At 62.6% G+C, this 18,809-nt stretch carries 20 protein-coding genes and 1 pseudogene; 6 read left to right on the forward strand and 15 right to left on the reverse strand.

Features of this window, described 5'->3' with window-relative positions:
* Positions 1-48: 48 nt before the first annotated feature.
* The 13 genes and pseudogenes from NKI20_RS33780 to NKI20_RS22890 all read right to left on the reverse strand — a co-directional run.
* A pseudogene (locus NKI20_RS33780) lies at positions 49-181 on the reverse strand (ABC transporter); the annotation flags it as partial.
* On the reverse strand, positions 174-1,196 hold the full coding sequence (locus NKI20_RS22835; protein WP_352834528.1) for an ROK family protein: 1,023 nt from the start codon (positions 1,194-1,196) through the stop codon (positions 174-176). The pseudogene NKI20_RS33780 and the gene NKI20_RS22835, both read right to left, overlap by 8 nt.
* On the reverse strand, positions 1,193-1,915 hold the full coding sequence (locus NKI20_RS22840) for a ribulose-phosphate 3-epimerase (protein WP_352834530.1): 723 nt from the start codon (positions 1,913-1,915) through the stop codon (positions 1,193-1,195). Before NKI20_RS22840 ends, NKI20_RS22835 begins: the two co-directional genes overlap by 4 nt.
* Positions 1,912-2,745, reverse strand: a complete 834-nt coding sequence (locus tag NKI20_RS22845) for an alpha/beta fold hydrolase (RefSeq protein WP_352834532.1) — start codon at positions 2,743-2,745, stop codon at positions 1,912-1,914. Before NKI20_RS22845 ends, NKI20_RS22840 begins: the two co-directional genes overlap by 4 nt.
* Positions 2,745-3,563: a sugar phosphate isomerase/epimerase family protein gene (locus tag NKI20_RS22850; protein WP_352834535.1), complete on the reverse strand. Its 819-nt coding sequence runs from the start codon at positions 3,561-3,563 to the stop codon at positions 2,745-2,747. The genes NKI20_RS22845 and NKI20_RS22850 overlap by 1 nt, the downstream gene beginning before the upstream one ends.
* Positions 3,563-4,639, reverse strand: a complete 1,077-nt coding sequence (locus tag NKI20_RS22855; RefSeq protein ID WP_352834538.1) for a Gfo/Idh/MocA family protein — start codon at positions 4,637-4,639, stop codon at positions 3,563-3,565. Before NKI20_RS22855 ends, NKI20_RS22850 begins: the two co-directional genes overlap by 1 nt.
* An 11-nt stretch (positions 4,640-4,650) precedes the next feature.
* The gene (locus NKI20_RS22860) at positions 4,651-5,472 is read right to left on the reverse strand and encodes a sugar phosphate isomerase/epimerase family protein (protein WP_352834541.1); all 822 of its coding nucleotides are present in this window, start codon (positions 5,470-5,472) and stop codon (positions 4,651-4,653) included.
* A 154-nt stretch (positions 5,473-5,626) separates the two neighbouring features.
* The gene (locus tag NKI20_RS22865; protein WP_352834544.1) at positions 5,627-6,469 is read right to left on the reverse strand and encodes a carbohydrate ABC transporter permease; all 843 of its coding nucleotides are present in this window, start codon (positions 6,467-6,469) and stop codon (positions 5,627-5,629) included.
* A 5-nt stretch (positions 6,470-6,474) separates the two neighbouring features.
* The gene (locus NKI20_RS22870) at positions 6,475-7,371 is read right to left on the reverse strand and encodes a carbohydrate ABC transporter permease (protein WP_023756672.1); all 897 of its coding nucleotides are present in this window, start codon (positions 7,369-7,371) and stop codon (positions 6,475-6,477) included.
* A gap of 138 nt (positions 7,372-7,509) precedes the next feature.
* The gene (locus NKI20_RS22875) at positions 7,510-8,757 is read right to left on the reverse strand and encodes an ABC transporter substrate-binding protein (protein WP_352486446.1); all 1,248 of its coding nucleotides are present in this window, start codon (positions 8,755-8,757) and stop codon (positions 7,510-7,512) included.
* 109 nt (positions 8,758-8,866) lie between these two features.
* Positions 8,867-10,012 (reverse strand): ABC transporter ATP-binding protein, encoded by a 1,146-nt coding sequence (locus tag NKI20_RS22880; RefSeq protein WP_352834549.1) that lies wholly within the window; start codon positions 10,010-10,012, stop codon positions 8,867-8,869.
* 88 nt (positions 10,013-10,100) lie between these two features.
* Positions 10,101-11,051 (reverse strand): PfkB family carbohydrate kinase, encoded by a 951-nt coding sequence (locus NKI20_RS22885; protein ID WP_352834552.1) that lies wholly within the window; start codon positions 11,049-11,051, stop codon positions 10,101-10,103.
* A 3-nt stretch (positions 11,052-11,054) separates the two neighbouring features.
* Positions 11,055-11,855, reverse strand: coding sequence for a beta/alpha barrel domain-containing protein (locus NKI20_RS22890; RefSeq protein WP_023756676.1), 801 nt, complete (start codon positions 11,853-11,855; stop codon positions 11,055-11,057).
* Between the two features lie 160 nt (positions 11,856-12,015).
* Here NKI20_RS22890 and NKI20_RS22895 point away from each other — a divergent pair, with 160 nt between their 5' ends.
* The 3 genes from NKI20_RS22895 (at position 12,016) to NKI20_RS22905 (ending at position 15,173) form a co-directional block, all read left to right on the forward strand.
* A complete protein-coding gene (locus tag NKI20_RS22895; protein WP_013532952.1) occupies positions 12,016-12,777 on the forward strand; it encodes a DeoR/GlpR family DNA-binding transcription regulator in 762 nt (253 codons plus the stop codon).
* A gap of 268 nt (positions 12,778-13,045) precedes the next feature.
* Entirely contained in the window at positions 13,046-14,194 is a 1,149-nt protein-coding gene (locus NKI20_RS22900) for a Gfo/Idh/MocA family protein (protein ID WP_352834558.1), read from the forward strand.
* Positions 14,195-14,204: 10 nt separating this feature from the next.
* Positions 14,205-15,173, forward strand: a complete 969-nt coding sequence (locus tag NKI20_RS22905; RefSeq protein ID WP_352834561.1) for an alpha/beta hydrolase — start codon at positions 14,205-14,207, stop codon at positions 15,171-15,173.
* On the opposite strand, the gene NKI20_RS22910 is transcribed toward NKI20_RS22905, so the two are convergent.
* Entirely contained in the window at positions 15,161-16,195 is a 1,035-nt protein-coding gene (locus tag NKI20_RS22910; protein WP_352834564.1) for a LacI family DNA-binding transcriptional regulator, read from the reverse strand. The genes NKI20_RS22905 and NKI20_RS22910 overlap by 13 nt on opposite strands.
* Before the next feature lie 81 nt (positions 16,196-16,276).
* On the opposite strand from NKI20_RS22910, the gene NKI20_RS22915 reads away from it, so the two are divergent.
* Positions 16,277-16,420, forward strand: a complete 144-nt coding sequence (locus tag NKI20_RS22915; RefSeq protein WP_352834566.1) for a hypothetical protein — start codon at positions 16,277-16,279, stop codon at positions 16,418-16,420.
* 152 nt (positions 16,421-16,572) lie between these two features.
* Entirely contained in the window at positions 16,573-17,598 is a 1,026-nt protein-coding gene (gene rsgA / locus NKI20_RS22920; RefSeq protein WP_352834620.1) for a ribosome small subunit-dependent GTPase A, read from the forward strand.
* Between the two features lie 16 nt (positions 17,599-17,614).
* Here the strand turns inward: rsgA and NKI20_RS22925 are convergent, their stop codons facing one another.
* Positions 17,615-18,148, reverse strand: coding sequence for a sterol desaturase family protein (locus NKI20_RS22925; protein WP_352834570.1), 534 nt, complete (start codon positions 18,146-18,148; stop codon positions 17,615-17,617).
* Between the two features lie 184 nt (positions 18,149-18,332).
* Between NKI20_RS22925 and NKI20_RS22930 the strand changes: the two genes are divergently transcribed.
* On the forward strand, positions 18,333-18,803 hold the full coding sequence (locus NKI20_RS22930; protein ID WP_352834573.1) for an NUDIX hydrolase: 471 nt from the start codon (positions 18,333-18,335) through the stop codon (positions 18,801-18,803).
* Positions 18,804-18,809: the final 6 nt, after the last annotated feature.

Below are 18,809 nucleotides of genomic sequence, written 5' to 3' on the forward strand. Positions count from 1 at the left end.
CTCATACCAACGACGGCCGGAAGCATTCTGCCTCCGGCCGTTGTCGTTCAGCGTCGACTTTCCGCGGCCGACGGGCCGACGAAGACGCCTATTCGCGGTTGCGGACATCAAAGTCGACGCCCTTGATCACCTCCACGCCGCCATAGGACTTGCGCGCACCGCGCAGCTTGGGCTCAGCCATTGAAGTCCCTCCTCTGGTCCGGATAGGTGCTCGGGCCGACAGGCATGCGAGCCGCCAGGGTGCCCACATCATCGAACAGGACAAGGCTGGCGGCGCCGACGAGACCGGCGTGGCGGCCGAGTTGGGCCTGAACGACCGGCACGTCGCGATAGGCGCGCATGGCCCGCTGCCTGATGGTCGCCTCGATGGTCGGCAGCATCAGGTCGAGGCCATTTGCAATGCCGCCACCGACGACCAGCACATCGGGCGAATAGAGATGCAAGAGGTTGGTGAAGCCGACGCCTAGCCAGCGGGCTTCCTCGTCCAGCAAGGCCGAGGCAAGGCCATCCCGCAGCCGCGTCGCCTCGACGACATGGCGGCCAGTCACCTCCGCGTCCGCAGACAGGCGCCGCAAAGTCGAGCCGTCGCCGGCGGTCGTGGCGGCGGTGGCGCGGCGGCCGAGCGCTGTTCCAGAAGCGATCGCCTCGAAACAGCCGACGACGCCGCATATGCAGCGCTCGCCTTCGTTGGTGATGGTCATATGGCCGATCTCGGCGGCAAGGCCGCGGCGGCCGTGCAGGATGCGCCCGTCGACGACGACACCGCCGCCGATGCCGGTGGAAACCGTGACGAAGACCAGCGAGCGCGCACCATGACCGGCGCCGAAGCGCCATTCGCCGAGCGCGGCGGCATTGGCGTCGTTCTCCAGCCGCACCGGCAGACCGAGCCGCCGTTCGAGGATATCGGCAAGCGGCACGTCTAGCCAGCCGGCGAGCGTCGGCGGTCCGACCGCAATGCCGGCCAGCGGATCGAGCGGCCCCGGCGCACCGACGCCAACGCCGACGACGGCGAGCGCCGGGGCCTCGGCATAGACGGTCGCCGCAAGCGCCTCGATCTGGCCGATCACCACGTCGGGACCAGCCTGCGCCTGCGTCGGCACCGCCGCGAATGCCAGGATCTTGCCTTCACGGTCGACTAGGGCGGCGCGAAGCTCCGTCCCGCCAAGATCGATCGCGAGGGCGGCTTGTATTGTCATGCCGCGACCTTCAGTCCGTGCAGCCAGCCGATGCGACCGGCGAGATCCTTGTCGCCGAAGGCGAGCGAACCGAGGACCACGGTTTCGGCCCCGGCGGCACGCAACAATGGCACGGTCTCGTGGCGGATGCCGCCATCGGCCGCCAGAACCACGTCTGCCTCGCGGCCGGCCTGCTTGAGGATGGCGCGGGCGTCGCGTAGCCTGTCGCAGGCCTTGTCCGACAGGCTCTGCCCCTTGACGCCGATCGCCGTCCCGAGGAGCGTGACGAAGGCGACCTCGGAGACGAAAGGCGTCACCGTCTCGACCGGCGTCTCCAGCCTGAGCACGACGCCCGCTTCGGCGCCGAGTTCCCGCGCCAACCGCACGGCGCGCAATCCCGCTTGCCCATTCTCGGCATGGACGCTGATCATGTCGGCACCGGCCTCGATGAACTGGCGCGTCTGCGCCTCGACGATTGCTCCATCGACCATCAGATGGACGTGGATGGGCTTGGCCGTCAGCCTAGCGATGCGGGCGACGAGATCGGGAAAGAAGAGGAAGGACGGGGCGAAATGCCCGTCGGCCACATCGATGTGATGAAGGTCGACATAGGGCTCGATGCGTTTCAGGTCGCTCTCGAAATTGGCGAGGTCGGCAGACCACAGCGAGAATTCAGCGATCATGCGATCGCGTGGCAATGCGGCGATAGCGGCCGGGCCTGAGTGTGGTTTCGAGATCATGATGGGTCCTGGTTGTTGAAACGAGCATCGAGAAAGCCCGCGATAGCAGCGCGGATCTCGGCGAAATGGCGTTCCTTGTCGGTGGCCTTCGGCGCCACCTCAGTGAAGACTGCATAGGGGATGGCGTCGGCAAGGCTGCGAGCGGTCGCCAGCGGATGGACGAGGTCGACACCGCTGCCGATGACAAGCGTCGGGATTGCGAGGCCGGTGGCCGCCACCCGCGTGACGCCAGGCCCATCCGCTGCGATCGCCTGCATCACCTCGGCGAAAACTGACGCGTTTTCGCGCGCGAAGAAGCCAAGCAAGGAGGCGAGATTATCCGGTGCTTCCGTGCGAAGCCGGACTGCCGTCGCCGAGGCCGCGAAGGCATCGCGCGCTTCATCAAGCGAACCGTTGCGGATGAATTCCGCCACTTCCACGTAAGGGCGCATGTTTTGCGGCGCCGGTTCGAAGGCCCAGGCCGGGCGCACAAGCACCAAACCCAGGACGCGGTCCGGATACCGGACGGCAAGCTGCAAGGCGATGGCCGCGCCCATCGAAATGCCGCCAGCAACGAAGTGCTTGATGCCAGCAGCATCGGCGGCAGCCAGCACATCGTCGGCAAACATGTCGATCGAAAAGGGGCGACCGCTGCCGGCGCCGGAGCCGCCCTGCGCGCGGCATTCGACGGTCAGCCGGCGGTAGGAAGGACTGTCGGGAAAGTTCAGCGCCACCTGCGCGGCATCGCCGCCAAGGCCATGCTGGAAGACGACGGGAAGCCCGGCTTGCCGCGTGTCGAAAACACGAAGTGCCGCATCGTCGCGAAGCAGGATCGCCGGTGCTACGCCCATCAGAGCAGCCCTCGCAGGAAGGCAGCGACACCGGGAGCTTCCTCGGCGGACAGGCCGTGGGTGACGAGCGATCCCTCGAAGCCGACTGCCTTCAGCCGCGCGACGAAATCGGGGAAGTCGACGATGCCTTGCCCAGACGTGGCAAAGCGGCCGTCACCGTGGCGATCCTTGGCGTGCGCCATGGCGATGTGGCCGGCTGCCTCGTCGATCGCTGCGGCAACGATGGAGCGCGCCTCGTCGGGCGTCGCGTGTTCGAACAGGTTCGCCGGATCGAGCACGATCTTCAGATGCTTCGATCCCATCTCGGCGATCAGCCTGATCGCATCCTTGGCCGAGGTAACGATGTTGGCCTGTTCGGGCTCGATGCCGAGATCGACGCCGGCCTCTTCGGCCAGCGCCAGCGCCTTCGACATCTCGGTGGCCATGTCGAACCAGGAGGCAGGCGTGGCATTGTTAGGATGATACGCCCACTGATCGACGGCGTTGCGCGAGCCGGTGCAGAGCGTGACCAGCGGAATGTCAAGGGCAGCAGCCGCTTCGATGACGACGGCCAAGCGCCTGAGACCATCGTCGCGGACGCCCTTGTCGGGATGCGCCATGTTGTAGGTGCCCGACAATGCTACGAGTGAAACATGGGTCGACCGCGCGGCGGCGCGGATCGCCGCAATGGCATCCGCCGGCACGACATCCGGCATCGAAGGCAGGCCGGCGCAGGCGAGGTTGAACTGCGTCGTCTCGTAGCCAGCCTGCTTAACCGCCGCGAGCACCGCGGCCGGCTCGGCACCGGGAAAGGTCTTGGCGAAAATGCCGAGACGCATCAAACCGCTCCCGAAACCGAGGCGAGCTCAACGCGTTCACCTGATGCTACCGAGCGTGCGATGGCAATCATGGCGCGGATCGACGCAACGCCGTCCTCGACATTGGCGCCGCGCATCGGCGTGCCTTCCAGCACCGTTTGGGCAAGACCTTCCAGCTGGCGGCGGAAGAAATGGCCGTCGGCACCGAGCGGCTTGTGAGCCGTGGCGGTCTTCTCATGAAAGATCTCGACTTCGCTGGCGCGGAAATACCAGGGGTTGAATGTCCTGGCGATGACGGAGCCGTTCTCGCCATAAAGCTGAAAACCTTCGTGCCAGTCCATGCGTACGGCGACGGTGAGGTCGAGATGGCCGAGAGCGCCGCTGGCGAACTCGGTCTCGACGAACCAGCAATAGGCGCCGAAGCGTTCGTTGAGGCGCGCGCGCACGGCGATGATATCGCCGCACAGGAAGCGCGCCGTGTCGACGAGATGCGAGCCATGCGCCAGCATGAAATACTGCCGCAGATCGGCCTTGGGATTTCCCCCCGGCTTCCTCGCCAGCTTGCTGGTGACGGGCAGCGGCTGCACGGCATCGGTGTTGGTGTAGCGATGGGTGGAATCGCAATACCAGGCCTTTAGCGCCAGCACCTCGCCGATCTCGTCGCGGACGAAGTCGCGCGCTGCCTCCAGCGCCGGGTCGAACCGCTTCATGTGCCCGACCTGCAGCACCCTGCCCGAGCGCCTGACCGCCTTAGCCAGCGCCTCGCCTTCCTCGACCGAAGTGCCGATCGGCTTTTCGCACAGAACATGCTTGCCGGCATCGAGCGCCTTGATCGACATCGGCACGTGGTAGGCGTCCGACGTGGCGACGATCACCGCCTCGAGCTCCGGATCGGCGAGCATCGCGTCATAGTCGGCGTAAATCTTTTGCGGTTCGTAGGTGGCGCCCATGCGGGCAAGCAGATCGGGGGCCGCGTCGCAGATGGCGTAGAGGTCGGCATTGCCGGCCTTGACGCAGGATTCCAGATGCGCGAACTGCGCGATGGGGCCGCAGCCGAGCACGCCGACCCTGAGGCGTCTGTCCTGTTTCTTGATCATCGTCTCGTTCTTCAGGCGCCGTAGGAGCGCATTGTCTGGCGGTTGGTCTTGACCGCGCCGGCGGGATCGGCGGCGGCCGTCTCGGATTCTTCCTCCAGCACCACCCAGCCGTTGAAGCGTGGCGCGGTGCCGGCGATCTCGATGACCGCAGGCGTGTCGCAGACGCCCTCGCCGAGCATGGCCCAGGTGCCGTTGGCGTCGACGTCCTTCAAGTGGATGTAACGGATGCGGTCGCGATAGGTGCGCAGCGTGTCGGACATGTCCTTGTGGCCGCGCAGGATGTGGCCGGTATCCGGCACCCAGCCGACCAGATCGGGGTCGAGCAAGGCAAAGATCGTGTCGTAGTCGGCGCGGTCGAACAGCAGGGTGTTGTGGTGCGAGCTTGGATGTACCGCGACATCCACACCGGCCTTGCGGCCGATCTCGGCGGCCTTGTTGTAAACCTCCGCGGCGATGGCGAACTTGTCGTCGCGCGGCCCTTCGGACACCACGGTCGCCGAGCCCATCGAGACCAGCGCGCCGGGAAACGCAGCCGCGAAGTCGATCCAGCGTTTGGCGGTCTCAAGATCGGCGCTGATCTTCTCCTTCAGCGTGAAACCGCTGTTCGAGCCGAAGGCGAAGGAGACGAGCGTCAGCCCGGACGATTTCAGCGCAGCGGCGAACTCCGACGGCTTGCCGGCATAATGACCGATCATGGTGTCGGTGATCTCGATGCCGGTATAGCCGCCATCGGCGATCGCCTTGAGCAGATCATCGGGACCGCTGGTGAACCGGTCTCCCAGCATCTCCCAGGTGAAGGTCTGGCAGCCGACTTTGAGGTCTTTCACGTTCATCCTTTCATTCCTTGATACCGCCTATTTATTGATGCGCCCTGCGTCAGCCGTTCGATGATGTGGCGCGGGAAGAGCAGCACGAGCACGATCGGCGTAAATCATCGATTGCTATACGCGGGGGCCTGCTCCTTCGGTTCTCCCTGGGGTGGACACCCTACTTGACCGAGCCCGCGGTCATGCCGGCGAGGAAGTACCTCTGGGCAACGAGGTAGATGAGCAAGAGCGGTAGCGAGCCGAGCACGCTCATCGCCATCATCTGGTTCCATTCGAAGGCGTGCTGCCCCATCAACAACTGGATGCCGATCGGGACGGTGCGCATGGACGTTGACTTCGTCAGCGTCAGCGCAAAGAGAAATTCGTTCCAGCACAACAGGAAGGTGTAGACCGCCGTCGCCACGATACCAGGCAGTGAAATCGGGACGATCACCCGCCAAAGCGCTGTCCAACTGGTGCCGCCATCGACAGCCACGGCTTCATCGAGATCGCGGGGCAAGGTGTTCAGATATCCCGTCATGAGCAGGATCGCGTACGGCAGTGTAAACACCAGGTAGGTCAGGATCAGTGCGACGTAGGTATCGAAGATACCGTATGAGACGACAAGCCCGAAGAAGGGGATCAAAAGTGTGATCGGCGGAATCGTCTGCGTGCTGATGATGAGTGTGTTCAGGCTGCCCTTGCCGCGGAAGTTGAAGCGGCTGAAGCCGTAGGCCGCCATCAAGGCGATCAGCACCGTCAGCACGGTCACCGCTCCCGCCACGAAATAGCTGTTGAAGAAGAAGCGCAGCTTTACCGGGTCGGCAAGGATGGCTGCATACGCTTCCAGCGTGAAGGCCTTTGGCAGGATTGTTGGTGGCAGGGCAAAGATCTCGGTATTCGATTTGAACGAACTGCTCAGCATCCAGTAGATCGGGAATGCCGCGAAAAAGAGCCCCGCAGCAAGCGCTACATGGAGCGCGACGGTGATCAGCCTGTCTTTCGGCGTATGCCTTTTCCTCATGGTGACTACCGAGCCTTTTGATAGCGAATATAGAACAGCGTCAGGCCGAGAGAGATCAACAAGATGACTACAGCGCTCGCCGAAGCCTGCGACAGGTTGTAGCTCGAAAACGCCAGCTTGTACGTGTAGGTGCTGAGGACCTCGGTCGAGTAGATCGGGCCACCGCCCGTCGTTATCCAGATTAACGGGAAGACCTGCATGGTCCAGATGAAGTCGAGTAGCGAGATGCTGATGATGATCGGCATCAGCATCGGAATGGTGATGAAGATCAGCTTCTGGTAGGCTTTTGCCCCGTCGATATCGGCGGCCTCGTAGAAATCCTTGGGAATGCCCTGCAAACCCGCGAGCAGGCTGACCATGAAGAGCGGATAGCCCGCCCAGATATTGGCGAAGGTGACGGCGTGCAGCGCGGTCTCAGGCGAGGAAAACCATTCGACCTTGGAACCGATGATGCCGATTTGCATGAGAATGCTATTCACGACACCGTTCGGCTCAAGCAGGAGGCGCCAGATCACGGCGATAATCACCGCGGTGAACAGCCAGGGCAGTATGTAGAGCACGCGCAGAATATTGCGCAGCATCGGATTGATGCGGTCGCTGTTCAGCATGAGCGCGAAGATCATGCCGATTGTCATGTGGAAGACGACGCTCATGCATGTGAAGTAGAGCGTGTGCCACAGCGAAGCCCAGAACACGGGGTCGTCGAAGATCGCCTGGTAGTGCTTCAGTCCGGCAAAGGATGGGTCACGACGCAGCACCGCGCTGTTCTGGAACGAGTAGGCAATCACCGTCACCATCGGCAGCAGCATCAGAAGCCCGATTATGAGCAGCGAGGGCGACAGATAGAGGTAGGGTGCGACCGCTCGTTTCAGCTTATGGTGGGAGCGCTTTTGCCGGGTCATGTGCCAACCTTGGGATACGCCTTCAAAAGAAGGTAAGCTTCGGAAACAGGTCCATCTCAAATTGCCGATCCGTTGTTGCCGGGTGGCCTGCCCGAAGTCAGGCCACCCGGTCGAAGATAGCAAACGGGAACAGGCCGATCAGAATTTCGCCATCCAGCCCTTCTGAGCGGTGGCTGCGGCTTGTTCCGGAGACTGCTCACCAGCGAGCATCTTTTGAGCCTGCACGTCGAACTGGGTCATCAGGTCTTCAGCCACCGGCAGGCCCGTGAACTCGTTGGCGAGATAACCGGTCTTGAAGATTTCAAAAGCCTTGCCGAAAGCCTTGTCCGAGGTCACGAAATCCGGCTTGGCGTTGACGTTACCCGGGAAGGCGTTCGCAAGCGACACGAGCTTGGCGTTCACCTTTTCACTCATCAGATATTGGACGAGTTTCCAGGCCTCTTCCTGATGTTTCGAGGCAGCAGAGATGCCGATGCCCCAGGAGGCATAGGGAAGGCCGCGCTTGCCGGTATAGTTTTCCACGACCGGGACCGGGATGAGGTCGAAGTTCAGCTTGGGATTGCGCTTGCGGATGAGGTTCACATGCGCGAGCGAGTCGATCATCATCCCGGCGCGGTCGTTGACGAATTCCTCGACCTTTTCCTGCTCGGTCTTGGTGGCGATGCCGGGCGAGATGGTGCCGGCGTCGTTGAGTGATTTGACGAAGGTGAGCATATCGACCACCGGTTTGCCCTCAAGGTCCGGCTTGCCGTTCGCCATCATCGACTGACCCGAAGCCCAAACCCACGACATCATGTCGTTCTGGACGCCGGATGGCGTTTGCAGCGACAGGGGCAGGACCCAGCCATACTGGTTCTTGTCGGCGTGCGTCATCTTCTTGGCGGCTTCGAGAAACTCCGCACGGGTCGACGGCAGTTTGGTCACGCCTGCCTGGGCGGCGAGGTCCAAATTCACGAAGACCGGATAGACGAAGGAAGCCACGGGAAACATCACCGCCTTGCCGTCCACCTTGATGATGTCCGCGACCTGGCTCTTGTCGAAACCGCTCGCATCCATCATCGGATTCATGTCGGCGAGTGCGTTCTGCGCATTCAGATTGTTCACCCAGGCACCGTCGAGCCCGACGACGTCGCTGAGCGTTCCGGTTGCAGCACCAACCGAGATCTGGTCTCGCGTGGTCGCGTAGGGGCCGCTGACCAGCGTCACCTTGATTCCGGGGTTTGCGGCCTCGAAGTCATCCATGATTGCCCTGAGCGAGCCAGCCGGCAATTCTGGCTCCCACCATTGGGTGAATTCCAACGTCGTATCCGCCATGGCGCCGGTTGCGCCAAGCAACCATGCGGCCGCGGCTATTTTCAGCATCGCGGGTCTTATGCGAAACGTCATTTTCTCCTCCTTCTTTAGGATCGACCGCACCATGCGGCCGATCGTCTGGTTATTCAGAAGTCTCCTTATGCAGGCGCCTCCTCTCGCCCGCGGGTCTTGTCGCGGATATTCAGATCGCCAGATGCGTCTCTGGATCGAAGAAATGGAGCTTGGCGTCATCCAGGGCCAACCTGATTTCCGAGCCGGAGCGGACTGTGCTGGCTGGTTCGAATTTCGCCACCGCATTCGACGCCAGGCCGAAATCCTGCACCGCGTCAGGGTCGCCGGAGTCCACCCGGACCGCGTCGATGTTGAGATGGACGATATGTTCGTATCCGAGTTCTTCGATCGAGGTCACCTTTGCCGGTATCGTCTGATACTTGCGGCCGGATTCGAGGCTGCTGTCAAAGAGATCCTCCGGTCGTATCCCGAACACGACCTTGCGCCCCGCATACGACCTCAAGCCCGGCCTGCGCACGAAGGCTGCATCCTGCAGCCGGATGGCCAAGGCGCCGGACATCAGTTCGTCGCCCGTCAGGGTCGCCTCGAAAAGGTTCATCGAAGGAGACCCGATGAAGCCGGCAACGAAGGCGTTCACCGGCGATTCATAGAGCCTCTTGGGTGTGTCGACCTGCTGCAGCACGCCGCCTTTCAACACCGCGACCCTGTCGCCCATCGTCATTGCTTCGGTTTGGTCGTGGGTCACATATATGGTCGTTACGCCGAGCTGCTTTTGCAGACTGGTGATTTCGGCGCGCATTTGAACGCGCAGTTTCGCGTCCAGATTGGAAAGGGGTTCGTCCATGAGAAAGGCTGCCGGCTCACGCACCATGGCGCGGCCCATGGCAACCCTTTGACGCTGTCCGCCTGAAAGGTTCGCGGGTTTGCTGTCCAGCAGAGACGTCAGTTGAAGGGTTTTGGCGATCTCGTCCACGCGCTTTTTGCGCTCAGCCTTCGGCTTGCCTGCCAGCCGCATCGAAAAGGCGATGTTTTCGAACACCGTCATATGCGGGTAGAGGGCATAGCTCTGGAAGACCATCGCGATGTCGCGGTCCTTGGGCGGCATGTCGACGACGTCGACTCCGCCGATCCGAAGGCTGCCGCTGGTGACGTCCTCCAATCCCGCGATCATCCGCAACGCGGTGGATTTGCCACAGCCGGACGGCCCGACGAGAATCAAAAACTCGCCGTCCTCAACCGACAGGTTCAATTGGTCGATTGCGTGAAAATTGTTCCCGTATGTCTTGGAGATATTCTCAAGAACGACTTCTGCCATATTCCTCCTCCACAAGTCTAAGCCACTGATTTTTATGATTATGCTCGGCTTATGTTCACCTGCGAAATATTTCCTCGGATAGTTCTGGCTATGTTCCGGTATCGAGCCGCGCATATTTCAGTTCGACTGCCGACGGCGCGTTCGTCGATGCCAGGAGTTCCGTGACCTGGACGTGGGTCGGGAGCGCCTCGCGCCCGCCCCGCCCCGTTATCGATAGGGCCGCCGCCGCGGCCGCGAATGCGACCCGGCCCGCGGTGCCGGCCCCGCGCGTCAATGCAAGGGCATAGGCGCCATGAAAGCAGTCACCGGCGCCGGTCGAGTCGACGACGGCAACCCGGTGCGGAGGCAGGTGCCAGAGCCCTGTCTCGTCGCGCCCGCGATAGAAGACACCCCTGCCGCCATCCGTCAGAACCACGGCGGACCGTGACGGCAACCACAATGCATCGAGTATCTCGGCCGGTGACCGGCGGCCCGTGGCGGTCCGCGCAAAGCCGAGTGGAAGAATGAGATGGTCGCAGAGCCCGATCAGCCTCTCGGTGGCTGGACCGCGGCTCCATTCGACATCTCCGAGGATCGCAAGGCCGAGATCGCGAGCCCGAGCCACGACATCCAGCGACCCGATCCCGTAACTATCGACGATCAGGACGGTCGCGCGGCTGAGGACCTCGTCCGGAAAGTCCGGCGCGGTCCCCAGCATCGCGTCGTCGTCATACGCGATGAACCGCTCCCCATCCGAACCGACGGTGATCCGCGAGCGTACCGGGCGCGCGTGCGGGTGGCGCGGCGCGAACGCGGTTTCAACCCCACTCGCAACGAGATCGCATAGCACGGCGTCGTCGGCGGCACTGCCCAGCCATCCGACGAAGCCGGCGGTCCCGCCGAGCCGCGCGACGGCGGCAAGTGCCGTCGCGACATTTCCCCCGAAAGCTCGGGCACTTTGCACAACCTTCCCCTTGCCCGCCGACAACGGCTGATCGACATAGACGATGTCGTCGATCGCAATAGCTCCGAAGCCGAGGATTGAAGGGACGGTGGGCATCGTTCAGGCACCCGCCTTCGCCAAGGCGTCTTGCGCCGAAAGGCCGTCATGAATGACGCCCCGAAAGGCAATCGCTGCCTTTTCCGGATCGCCATGCCCCCAGAGATTGCGGCCCACCACGGCACCGCGCGCGCCGGCACGGATGGCGTCCGCCGTCTGCTGAAGGGCGCCGAGCAGCGTGTCGGTCTTCGGACCACCGGCGATCACGACCGGCACCGGGCAGGTCCGAACGGTCTCTCGAAACGACTCGAAATCGCCCGTGTAACCGATCTTGATCACGTCGACGCCGGACTCGTAGCCGATGCGTGCCGCATAGGCGATCTCGTCGGGGGTGAAGACGATTTTTGCCCCGTCGGTGAAATCGCGAGGGTAGATATGCGCCACCACCGGCATGCCGTAACGGGCCGCCGCATTCACCGAATCGGTCAGCCAGCGTATGTATTTGCCCTCGGTCGCGCCGCGCACCGGAATGGCCACGGCCAACGCATCGGCGCCAGCGCGCACCGCATCCTCGGGCGTTGCAATCAGTTCACTGATGCGATCGTCTGGGGTGAAGCAGCCTGCCTGGATCACCAGGGAAGCCTTGCCCGCGTATTGCGGCCACAGATGGCGCGCGGTGCCGGGCTGGATGCTGACGTAGTCGGGTTTGCCCACCATGACGCGTGCAAGCGCGCCTGGCAGGTCGGCAAGACCTCCTTTGCGCACGTCGCCATAGCCGACAAAATGGTCGACCGCGCCGCCAAAAAGATTCCCAGATGGATGTGAGAAGAGGCGTGCCAGGCGCACCTTGGTTCCGAGGCTCATGAGTCCAAAACTCTCCAATCGATTGATTTCAAAATCCTGGACCAGTGTTTGCGAAAGAAAGGATAAATGCAATCTTTCGAAAGCTTTCGAACTCGCGTATTTTTGGTAGAGTGAACCGAGGCCAGGGCGATCGCTTGGCGCATGGAGGCAGGACAGGGCAATGTTGTCGGAGCAGAGACGCCAATCGATCCTGGGTGAAGTGCAACGCAGCGGACAGGTTCGCATCAAGGACCTGTCAGACGATTTTGGCGTGTCGGAAGTCACGGTGCGTTCCGACCTCGAGATACTGGACCGCAAGGGACTGCTGACCAAGACCCGTGGAGGCGCTGTGACCCGGACCACAGATTCGACCACGGCCGCGTTCGCCCGGCGGATGCAAACGAACCTCGATGCAAAGAAACGCATCGCCCGGGCAGCGATAGACCTGTTCGAGGACAACCAATCGGTCATCTTCGACGGCGGCTCGACATTGATGCAGGTTGCCATGCTGTTACCGCCGCTCAGCAATGTCGTGGTCGCGGCCACGGCGATGAATATCGTGCAGCATCTGATGCATCGGCCCGGGCTCGACGTTCACATGATCGGTGGCCGGGTCTATCCAGACACGGTGAGCACGCTGATCACCGATGCCGACACGGCTCTCGGCGGCTTGGTAGCGCATCAGGTCTTTGTTGGAGCGCATGCGATCGACTCGTCACTGGATGTGGTCGACGTGAACGAAGACATGGCGCGAACGAAGCGAAACCTCGTGCGCATGGCCCGGCGCGTTGTCCTCCTTGCGGATTCGAGCAAATGGGGCGTCAGCGGGACCTCCAAGGCATTTTCGCTGTCGAGCGTCGATGTTGTGATCACCGACGATGGCCTGTCCGGCCCGATACGCAGCCAGCTTGATAGGACCGGGGCCAAGGTGATCTATGCCTGACCCCGTCGCGGTCCCTAGCCGCGACGGAAATATCTAAATGCGCACATGACCCACAGCCTTAGTACCGGCGGTTGGCCGTTTTTCATGTCTGTCATCTTCTCCTCCTAGGGCTGGCAGCCTCCCGATATCGAGCCAGCGTTTTCGTATGTTGTATAAAAGTTTTACGCGCGTCAATATTTGAAATGCTATATAGCCCGATCCTAGGCGATCACGTTACCGGTTAGGCGGGGCCGGCAGACAATGACCGCATTGGGAGGTACGATCGGAAATGCACGGAAAATCAACGACGAAACTCGGGATCGGCGTCATCGGATGCGGCAATATCTCGATGACCTATCTGCGCAATGCCGCTCTCTTCGGCGGGATCGAATTGCGCGCCTGCGCCGATATCTCGGCTGACATGGCGGCGATGCGAGCGAAGGAATATGTCATCCAGGCACTTGGTGTCGATGCGCTGCTGGCCGACCCCGAGATCGATCTTGTCCTCAACCTGACCATTCCGGCGGCGCATTTCGAAATTTCACTTGCCGCGCTTTCGGCCGGTAAGCACGTCTTCACCGAAAAGCCGCTCGCCACCTCGGCCGCCGATGGACAGCGTCTGGTCAACGAGGCGAGATCGCGCGGCCTGCTGCTCGGCTCGGCGCCCGACACCTTCCTGGGTGCCGCCGGACGCCGCGCCCGCCGGCTGATGGACGAGGGTGCCATCGGCCGCCCTGTCACCGGCACCGCCTTCATGATGGGGCGCGGCATGGAGCACTGGCATCCCAACCCGCAATTCTACTACCAGCCCGGCGGTGGGCCGGTGTTCGACATGGGCCCCTATTACCTGACCATGCTGGTCAATCTGCTTGGTCCGGTCGAGCGTGTCATGGCGATGGCAACACGCGGCCAGGAGGAACGGCTGATATCAGCCGACGGGCCGTTCAAGAACACCACATTCAAGGTCGGCACGCCGACCAACGTTTTGTCGCTGCTCGAATTCCGCTCCGGTGCGACCGTCACCTTCGGCGCCTCGTGGGATGTTTTTCGCCACTCCAACCACCCGATCGAACTGCACGGCACCGAAGGCTCGCTGCGCCTGCCCGACCCCGACACGTTCGGCGGCACCGTGTCGTTGTCGGAACGCGGCACAGAGTGGAAGGATTTCGCCAGCGAAGGCGAGCTCTACGGCGACCGCAACTGGCCCTATTCAGCGCCCGATCGCGCCAATTACCGCATGCTCGGCGTCGCAGATCTGGTGCGTTCGCTTCAGACCGGCAGCACGCCGCGCGCCTCAGGCAGTCTTGCGCTGCATGTGCTTGAGATCATGGAGGCGATCCTGCGTTCCGGCGAGACACAGGACTCGATCGCCATCGCGGGCGATGTCGTCCAGCCGGCCCTGTTGACCGAAGAGGAAGCAAGCAGTCTGCTCGCCTGAGGATGTGACGATGATGCTCGACCCGGATGCGCTGCGCGTCCTCGAAATCGGCCGCGCAGCCGGCGGCGAACCGTTCGAGACCGGCAGCGTGGCGGCGGCGCGCGCCGCTTACAATGCTTCGTTCCCGACGCTGCAGGGCGAGCACGAGCCGGTAGCAACGACCTTGGAACAGCAGATCGAGGGGCCGAACAGCCCGATTGCCGTGCGCATCCATCGCGGCATCGGCGCACTACCCAACGGGGCACCGGCGCTGCTCTATCTGCATGGCGGCGGCTGGGTGATCGGCAATCTGGATTCGCATGACGAGATCTGCCGCTGGCTGGCCAACCTCGGCAACGCCGTCATTGTCTGTCCCGACTATCGCCTGGCGCCGGAACACAAATTCCCCGCCGGGCTGGAAGATGGGCTGGCAACGCTGCGCTTCATGGCGGAGAATGCCGCCGGCCTCGGCATCGATAAGGCGCGCATCGGCGTGGCCGGCGATAGTGCCGGCGGCAATCTCGCCGCCGTGCTGGCGCTGCTCGCCCGCGATGGATTGGCGCCGCCCGTTGCGGCGCAGATCCTGATCTATCCCAACACCGACGCCCGCCAGGTGGCAGACAGCTATCGGCGCTTCGGCGACGGCTTCGGTCTTACCGCAAGCACCATGGCCTGGTTCCGCGACCACTATGTGCGAACGCCCGACGACATGCTGGATTGGCGCGTCTCGCCCCTGCTGGCCCCTGACCTCACCGGCGTCGCGCCGGCTTTCGTGGCGCTTGCCGGCTACGACATCCTGGCCGACGAAGGGACAGCCTATGCCGCGCGCCTGCAAAGCGAAGGCGTGCCACTAATTCTGCGGCAATGGCCGGGCCAGATCCACGGCTTCGTCTCGATGGGACGCCATATACCTGGGGCCCGACAAGCGGTAGCCGAGGCGGTGGCGGCCTGGCGCCAGTTCGAGAGGAATTCGCCGACGACCAACGCTCAGGCCGACTGACGCATCACCAGCGTCGCGCCGAGCTTGACCGTGCGCGCCAGGCCCTGCTTTGGCGGATCGGCCTCGTCCAGCAGAGCCAGCAGGATCTCGACGCTGCGCCCGGCCATGGCGGTGAAATCCTGCGCCATGGTGGTCAGCGCCGGACAGGTGTAGCGGCTCAGCGGATGATCGTCATGCGCGGCAAGGCGCAGATCGCAGTCGGGCCTGCGGCCGACCTTCAGGCCGCGCGAGTACGCGGCAGCCATCACGCCAAAGGCGAGACGATCATTGGCGCACAGGATGGTACGGCCGGGCAAGGTGCCGGTCTCCAGCATTCTTTCCATCTGCTCGTAGCCAATGCGTTCGAAGTCCCAGGTGTAGTCGCGCGCAGCCTCGATGACGACCGGCTTGAACCCGGCGGTTTCCATCGCGACGATATAGCTTTGCTGGCGTTCGCCGGAGTTGTGGTTGACATGCGGAATGTCGAGATAGGCTGGCGGCTCACCGGAGCGGCAGAGATAATCGACGATGGTCGACACGCTCTGCCGGTTGTCATTGCCGACGAACGGCGTATCGCCCTCGATATAGGTGTCGAAATAGACGACCGGAATGTCCTGTCCAAGCTTGTCGAAAACGCCGCGGTCGGAGGCCAGCCCCAGCGGGGCGATGATCGCGCCCGCCACCTTCAGTGACAGCAGCGTCCTGACCGACTCCACCTCCAGCTTCGGCGAGCCATGCGAGGAGATGACGATCGGCCAGTAGCCTTCGTCGCGGCAGCGAAATTCGATGCGGCTGACCATCTCGGCGTAGAACGGATCGGTGATCGTCGGCACGATGATGCCGATGTTTCGTGTGCGCTTGCGGTTGAGGTTGCGCGCGAAAAGGTTCGGCTGATAATCCGAGGAGCGCAGTGCGGCTTCGATACGCGCCCGCGTCGCCGGCTTGACGCTTGCCGGGTCGTCGAAATATTTGGACAAAGTCGGTCGGGACACGCCGCATGCCTGGGCGAAGTCATCCATCGTGCGGTGAGTCTTCTCCGCCATCGATAATCCTGATCTCCTTACCGTCATTGCCGACCGGACGAGCCGCTACCACATGCGTCCGTTGACCGGAAGCAGCAATGCTTGACCGAACTTATTCAGTCAAGTTTTCACACTTCTCAATACAAAGCAGAAATATTGCGCGCGTTAATTATTTATGGACGCTTTAAAACCGGAGACAAAGGGTTCGGGATGGAAAGTGTGGCATTGGGCAGCGCGACGGACTGACCGCCGGCTACGGCGCTGATCGGCCACGGCATCGGCCCTGCTTGCCAAATGCCGCCACGCCGCCCATACACAGCCCACCCGAGATTGTGGTCCGCCTCACTTTCAATTTTGCCAGGGATACTGTCCATGTCTGCGACGCCTCGGTCAAAGCCTTGACGGGTCACTCCACACCATCGCTCGCCAGCCTGGGCTGGACGGATTTCTTCGGCGACCAGTTCGAGCCCGGCGAAGCCAATCTCGTCCCGACGCGCATCGCCACGGTCCATCGCGACCGCCTGACCGGCCTGTCGCAGGCAGGGCCAGTCGATCTGACACTGCCGGCGCAGGCGAACACCGGCGATTATGCCGTCGGCGACTGGGTGCTCGTCGACGCGCATGACCAGCTTGTGCAACGCCGCCTGACCCGCAAGACGGTGCTCGAGCGCCGCACCCAGGGCGGCAGGGTGCCACAGCTTGCCGCAGCCAATGTCGACACGCTGTTCATCGTCACCTCGTGCAATGCCGACTTCAATCCCGCCCGGCTCGAGCGCTATCTGGCACTGGCCAACGAGGCCGGAACGACGCCTGTGATCCTGCTGACCAAGGCCGATACCGCTGAGGATGCCGAAGCGTATGAAAGGCAGGCTGCCGCGTTGCAGCGTGAACTGCCGGTCGTGATCCTGAATCCCCGCACCTCAGATGCGGCAACCGCCTTGGCTGTCTGGTGCGGTGTCGGCCAGACGGTGGCGTTGATCGGTTCCTCCGGCGTCGGCAAATCGACGCTGGTCAACACGCTTGCCGGACCGGCGCAGCAATCGCCGCAACAGACCGGGGGCATTCGCGAACACGATTCCAAAGGACGCCACACCACCACGTCGCGATCGTTGCACGCCATCGCCGGCGGCGGCTGGGTGATCGACACGCCCGGCATGCGGACATTGCACGTCAGTGATGTCGCCTCCGGCATCGACACGCTGTTTGCTGAAATCACCGAACTCGCCCCGCTCTGCAAGTTCCGCGACTGTACGCATGTGCATGAACCGGGCTGCGCGGTGCAGGCTGCCTTGAAATCCGGGACGCTCGATCCGGAGCGTCTTGCCCGCTGGCGCAAACTGTCCGACGAAAACCAGCACAACACGCCGGTTCAGAGCGGGCCGCGCGGGGCCAGGTCTCCCAGCAGTCGCGGAAAGCGGCGTTGAAGGGGAGAACCGAGGATCAGAGCCGCGCCGTGCCGAAGAGCCGATCCCAAAATGCCGACGTGACACCGAAATTGGCCGATTCGTCGATGTGATGATGCACGGCGTGGCGGCGCTTGAGGGTGTAGAGATAGCTCGGATGGCTGGGATGCCAGTGATGAACCATGTGATGGATGCTGATGTACCAGAGGTACCCCAGCATCAGCCCGCAACTTACAGCACTTGCGGTTGCGAAACCTGAGGCCATCCAGACGGGCACAAACGCGACCAGCGCATGCACACCGAGGCTGAGCCAGGTCGGAGTGCCCACAGAACTGCGCTCCTCGACATGATGACGCTCGTGCAAGTCCTTGATGTAGGGAATGTGATGAAGGATGAACCTGTGAAGCACGTACTCGGTCAGCGTCCAAAGGAAGAGACAGACGAGGACAGTGCCTATCCAGCCTGGCGCACCCTCTTCGCCGGCCTCAAGCAGCCCGGCCACTGCCAGCACGGCGATAACCAGCGGATAGACCGCGAAGTCGCTGTAGTAGCCAATAAGACCGAGTTGCATCGTCACCTAGCCTTCGAGCCGCCAAATAAGCGATTTATCAGATTGCCGAACTCGTGGGTGAGGCGCAATGCAGATGCAACTGACATAGCGTCGCAATGCTGTGAAGCAAGGTTCGAACCAACGATCACGCACAGTCGATAGAATGCAGGTCTTCGTTGCCAACATCGCAAACGGACGCATCACAATGGCAAAACGCAGTGCTGGATTGCTGATCTATCGCCGTAGCGACGGCGATCTCAGGGTGTTGCTGGTTCATCCGGGCGGGCCGTTCTGGACGAAGAAAGACGACGGTGCGTGGTCGATACCGAAGGGCCTCGTCGGCGAGAACGAGGATGAGTTGGCGGCAGCGCAACGCGAAACCGAGGAAGAGATCGGCGTCAGGATCGACGGCTCCTTCACCCGCCTCGGCGACTACAGGCAACCGGGCGGAAAGATCGTCGTGGCCTGGTCTGTCGAACCGACCGTCGACATCGATGTGGCGGCCATCAAGAGCAACATCTTCACCATCGAATGGCCGCCAAAGTCAGGATTCCTGAAGGAGTTCCCGGAAATCGACAGAGCGGGCTGGTTCACCTTGCCCGAGGCCGAGGTGAAGATCCTCAAGGGGCAGCACCCGATCCTGTTGGATTTTGCCAGGCAGCAAGGCGCCCGATGATCCGTA

It is taken from the genome of Mesorhizobium sp. M0830, from assembly GCF_040319965.1.
GTDB lineage: Bacteria > Pseudomonadota > Alphaproteobacteria > Rhizobiales > Rhizobiaceae > Mesorhizobium.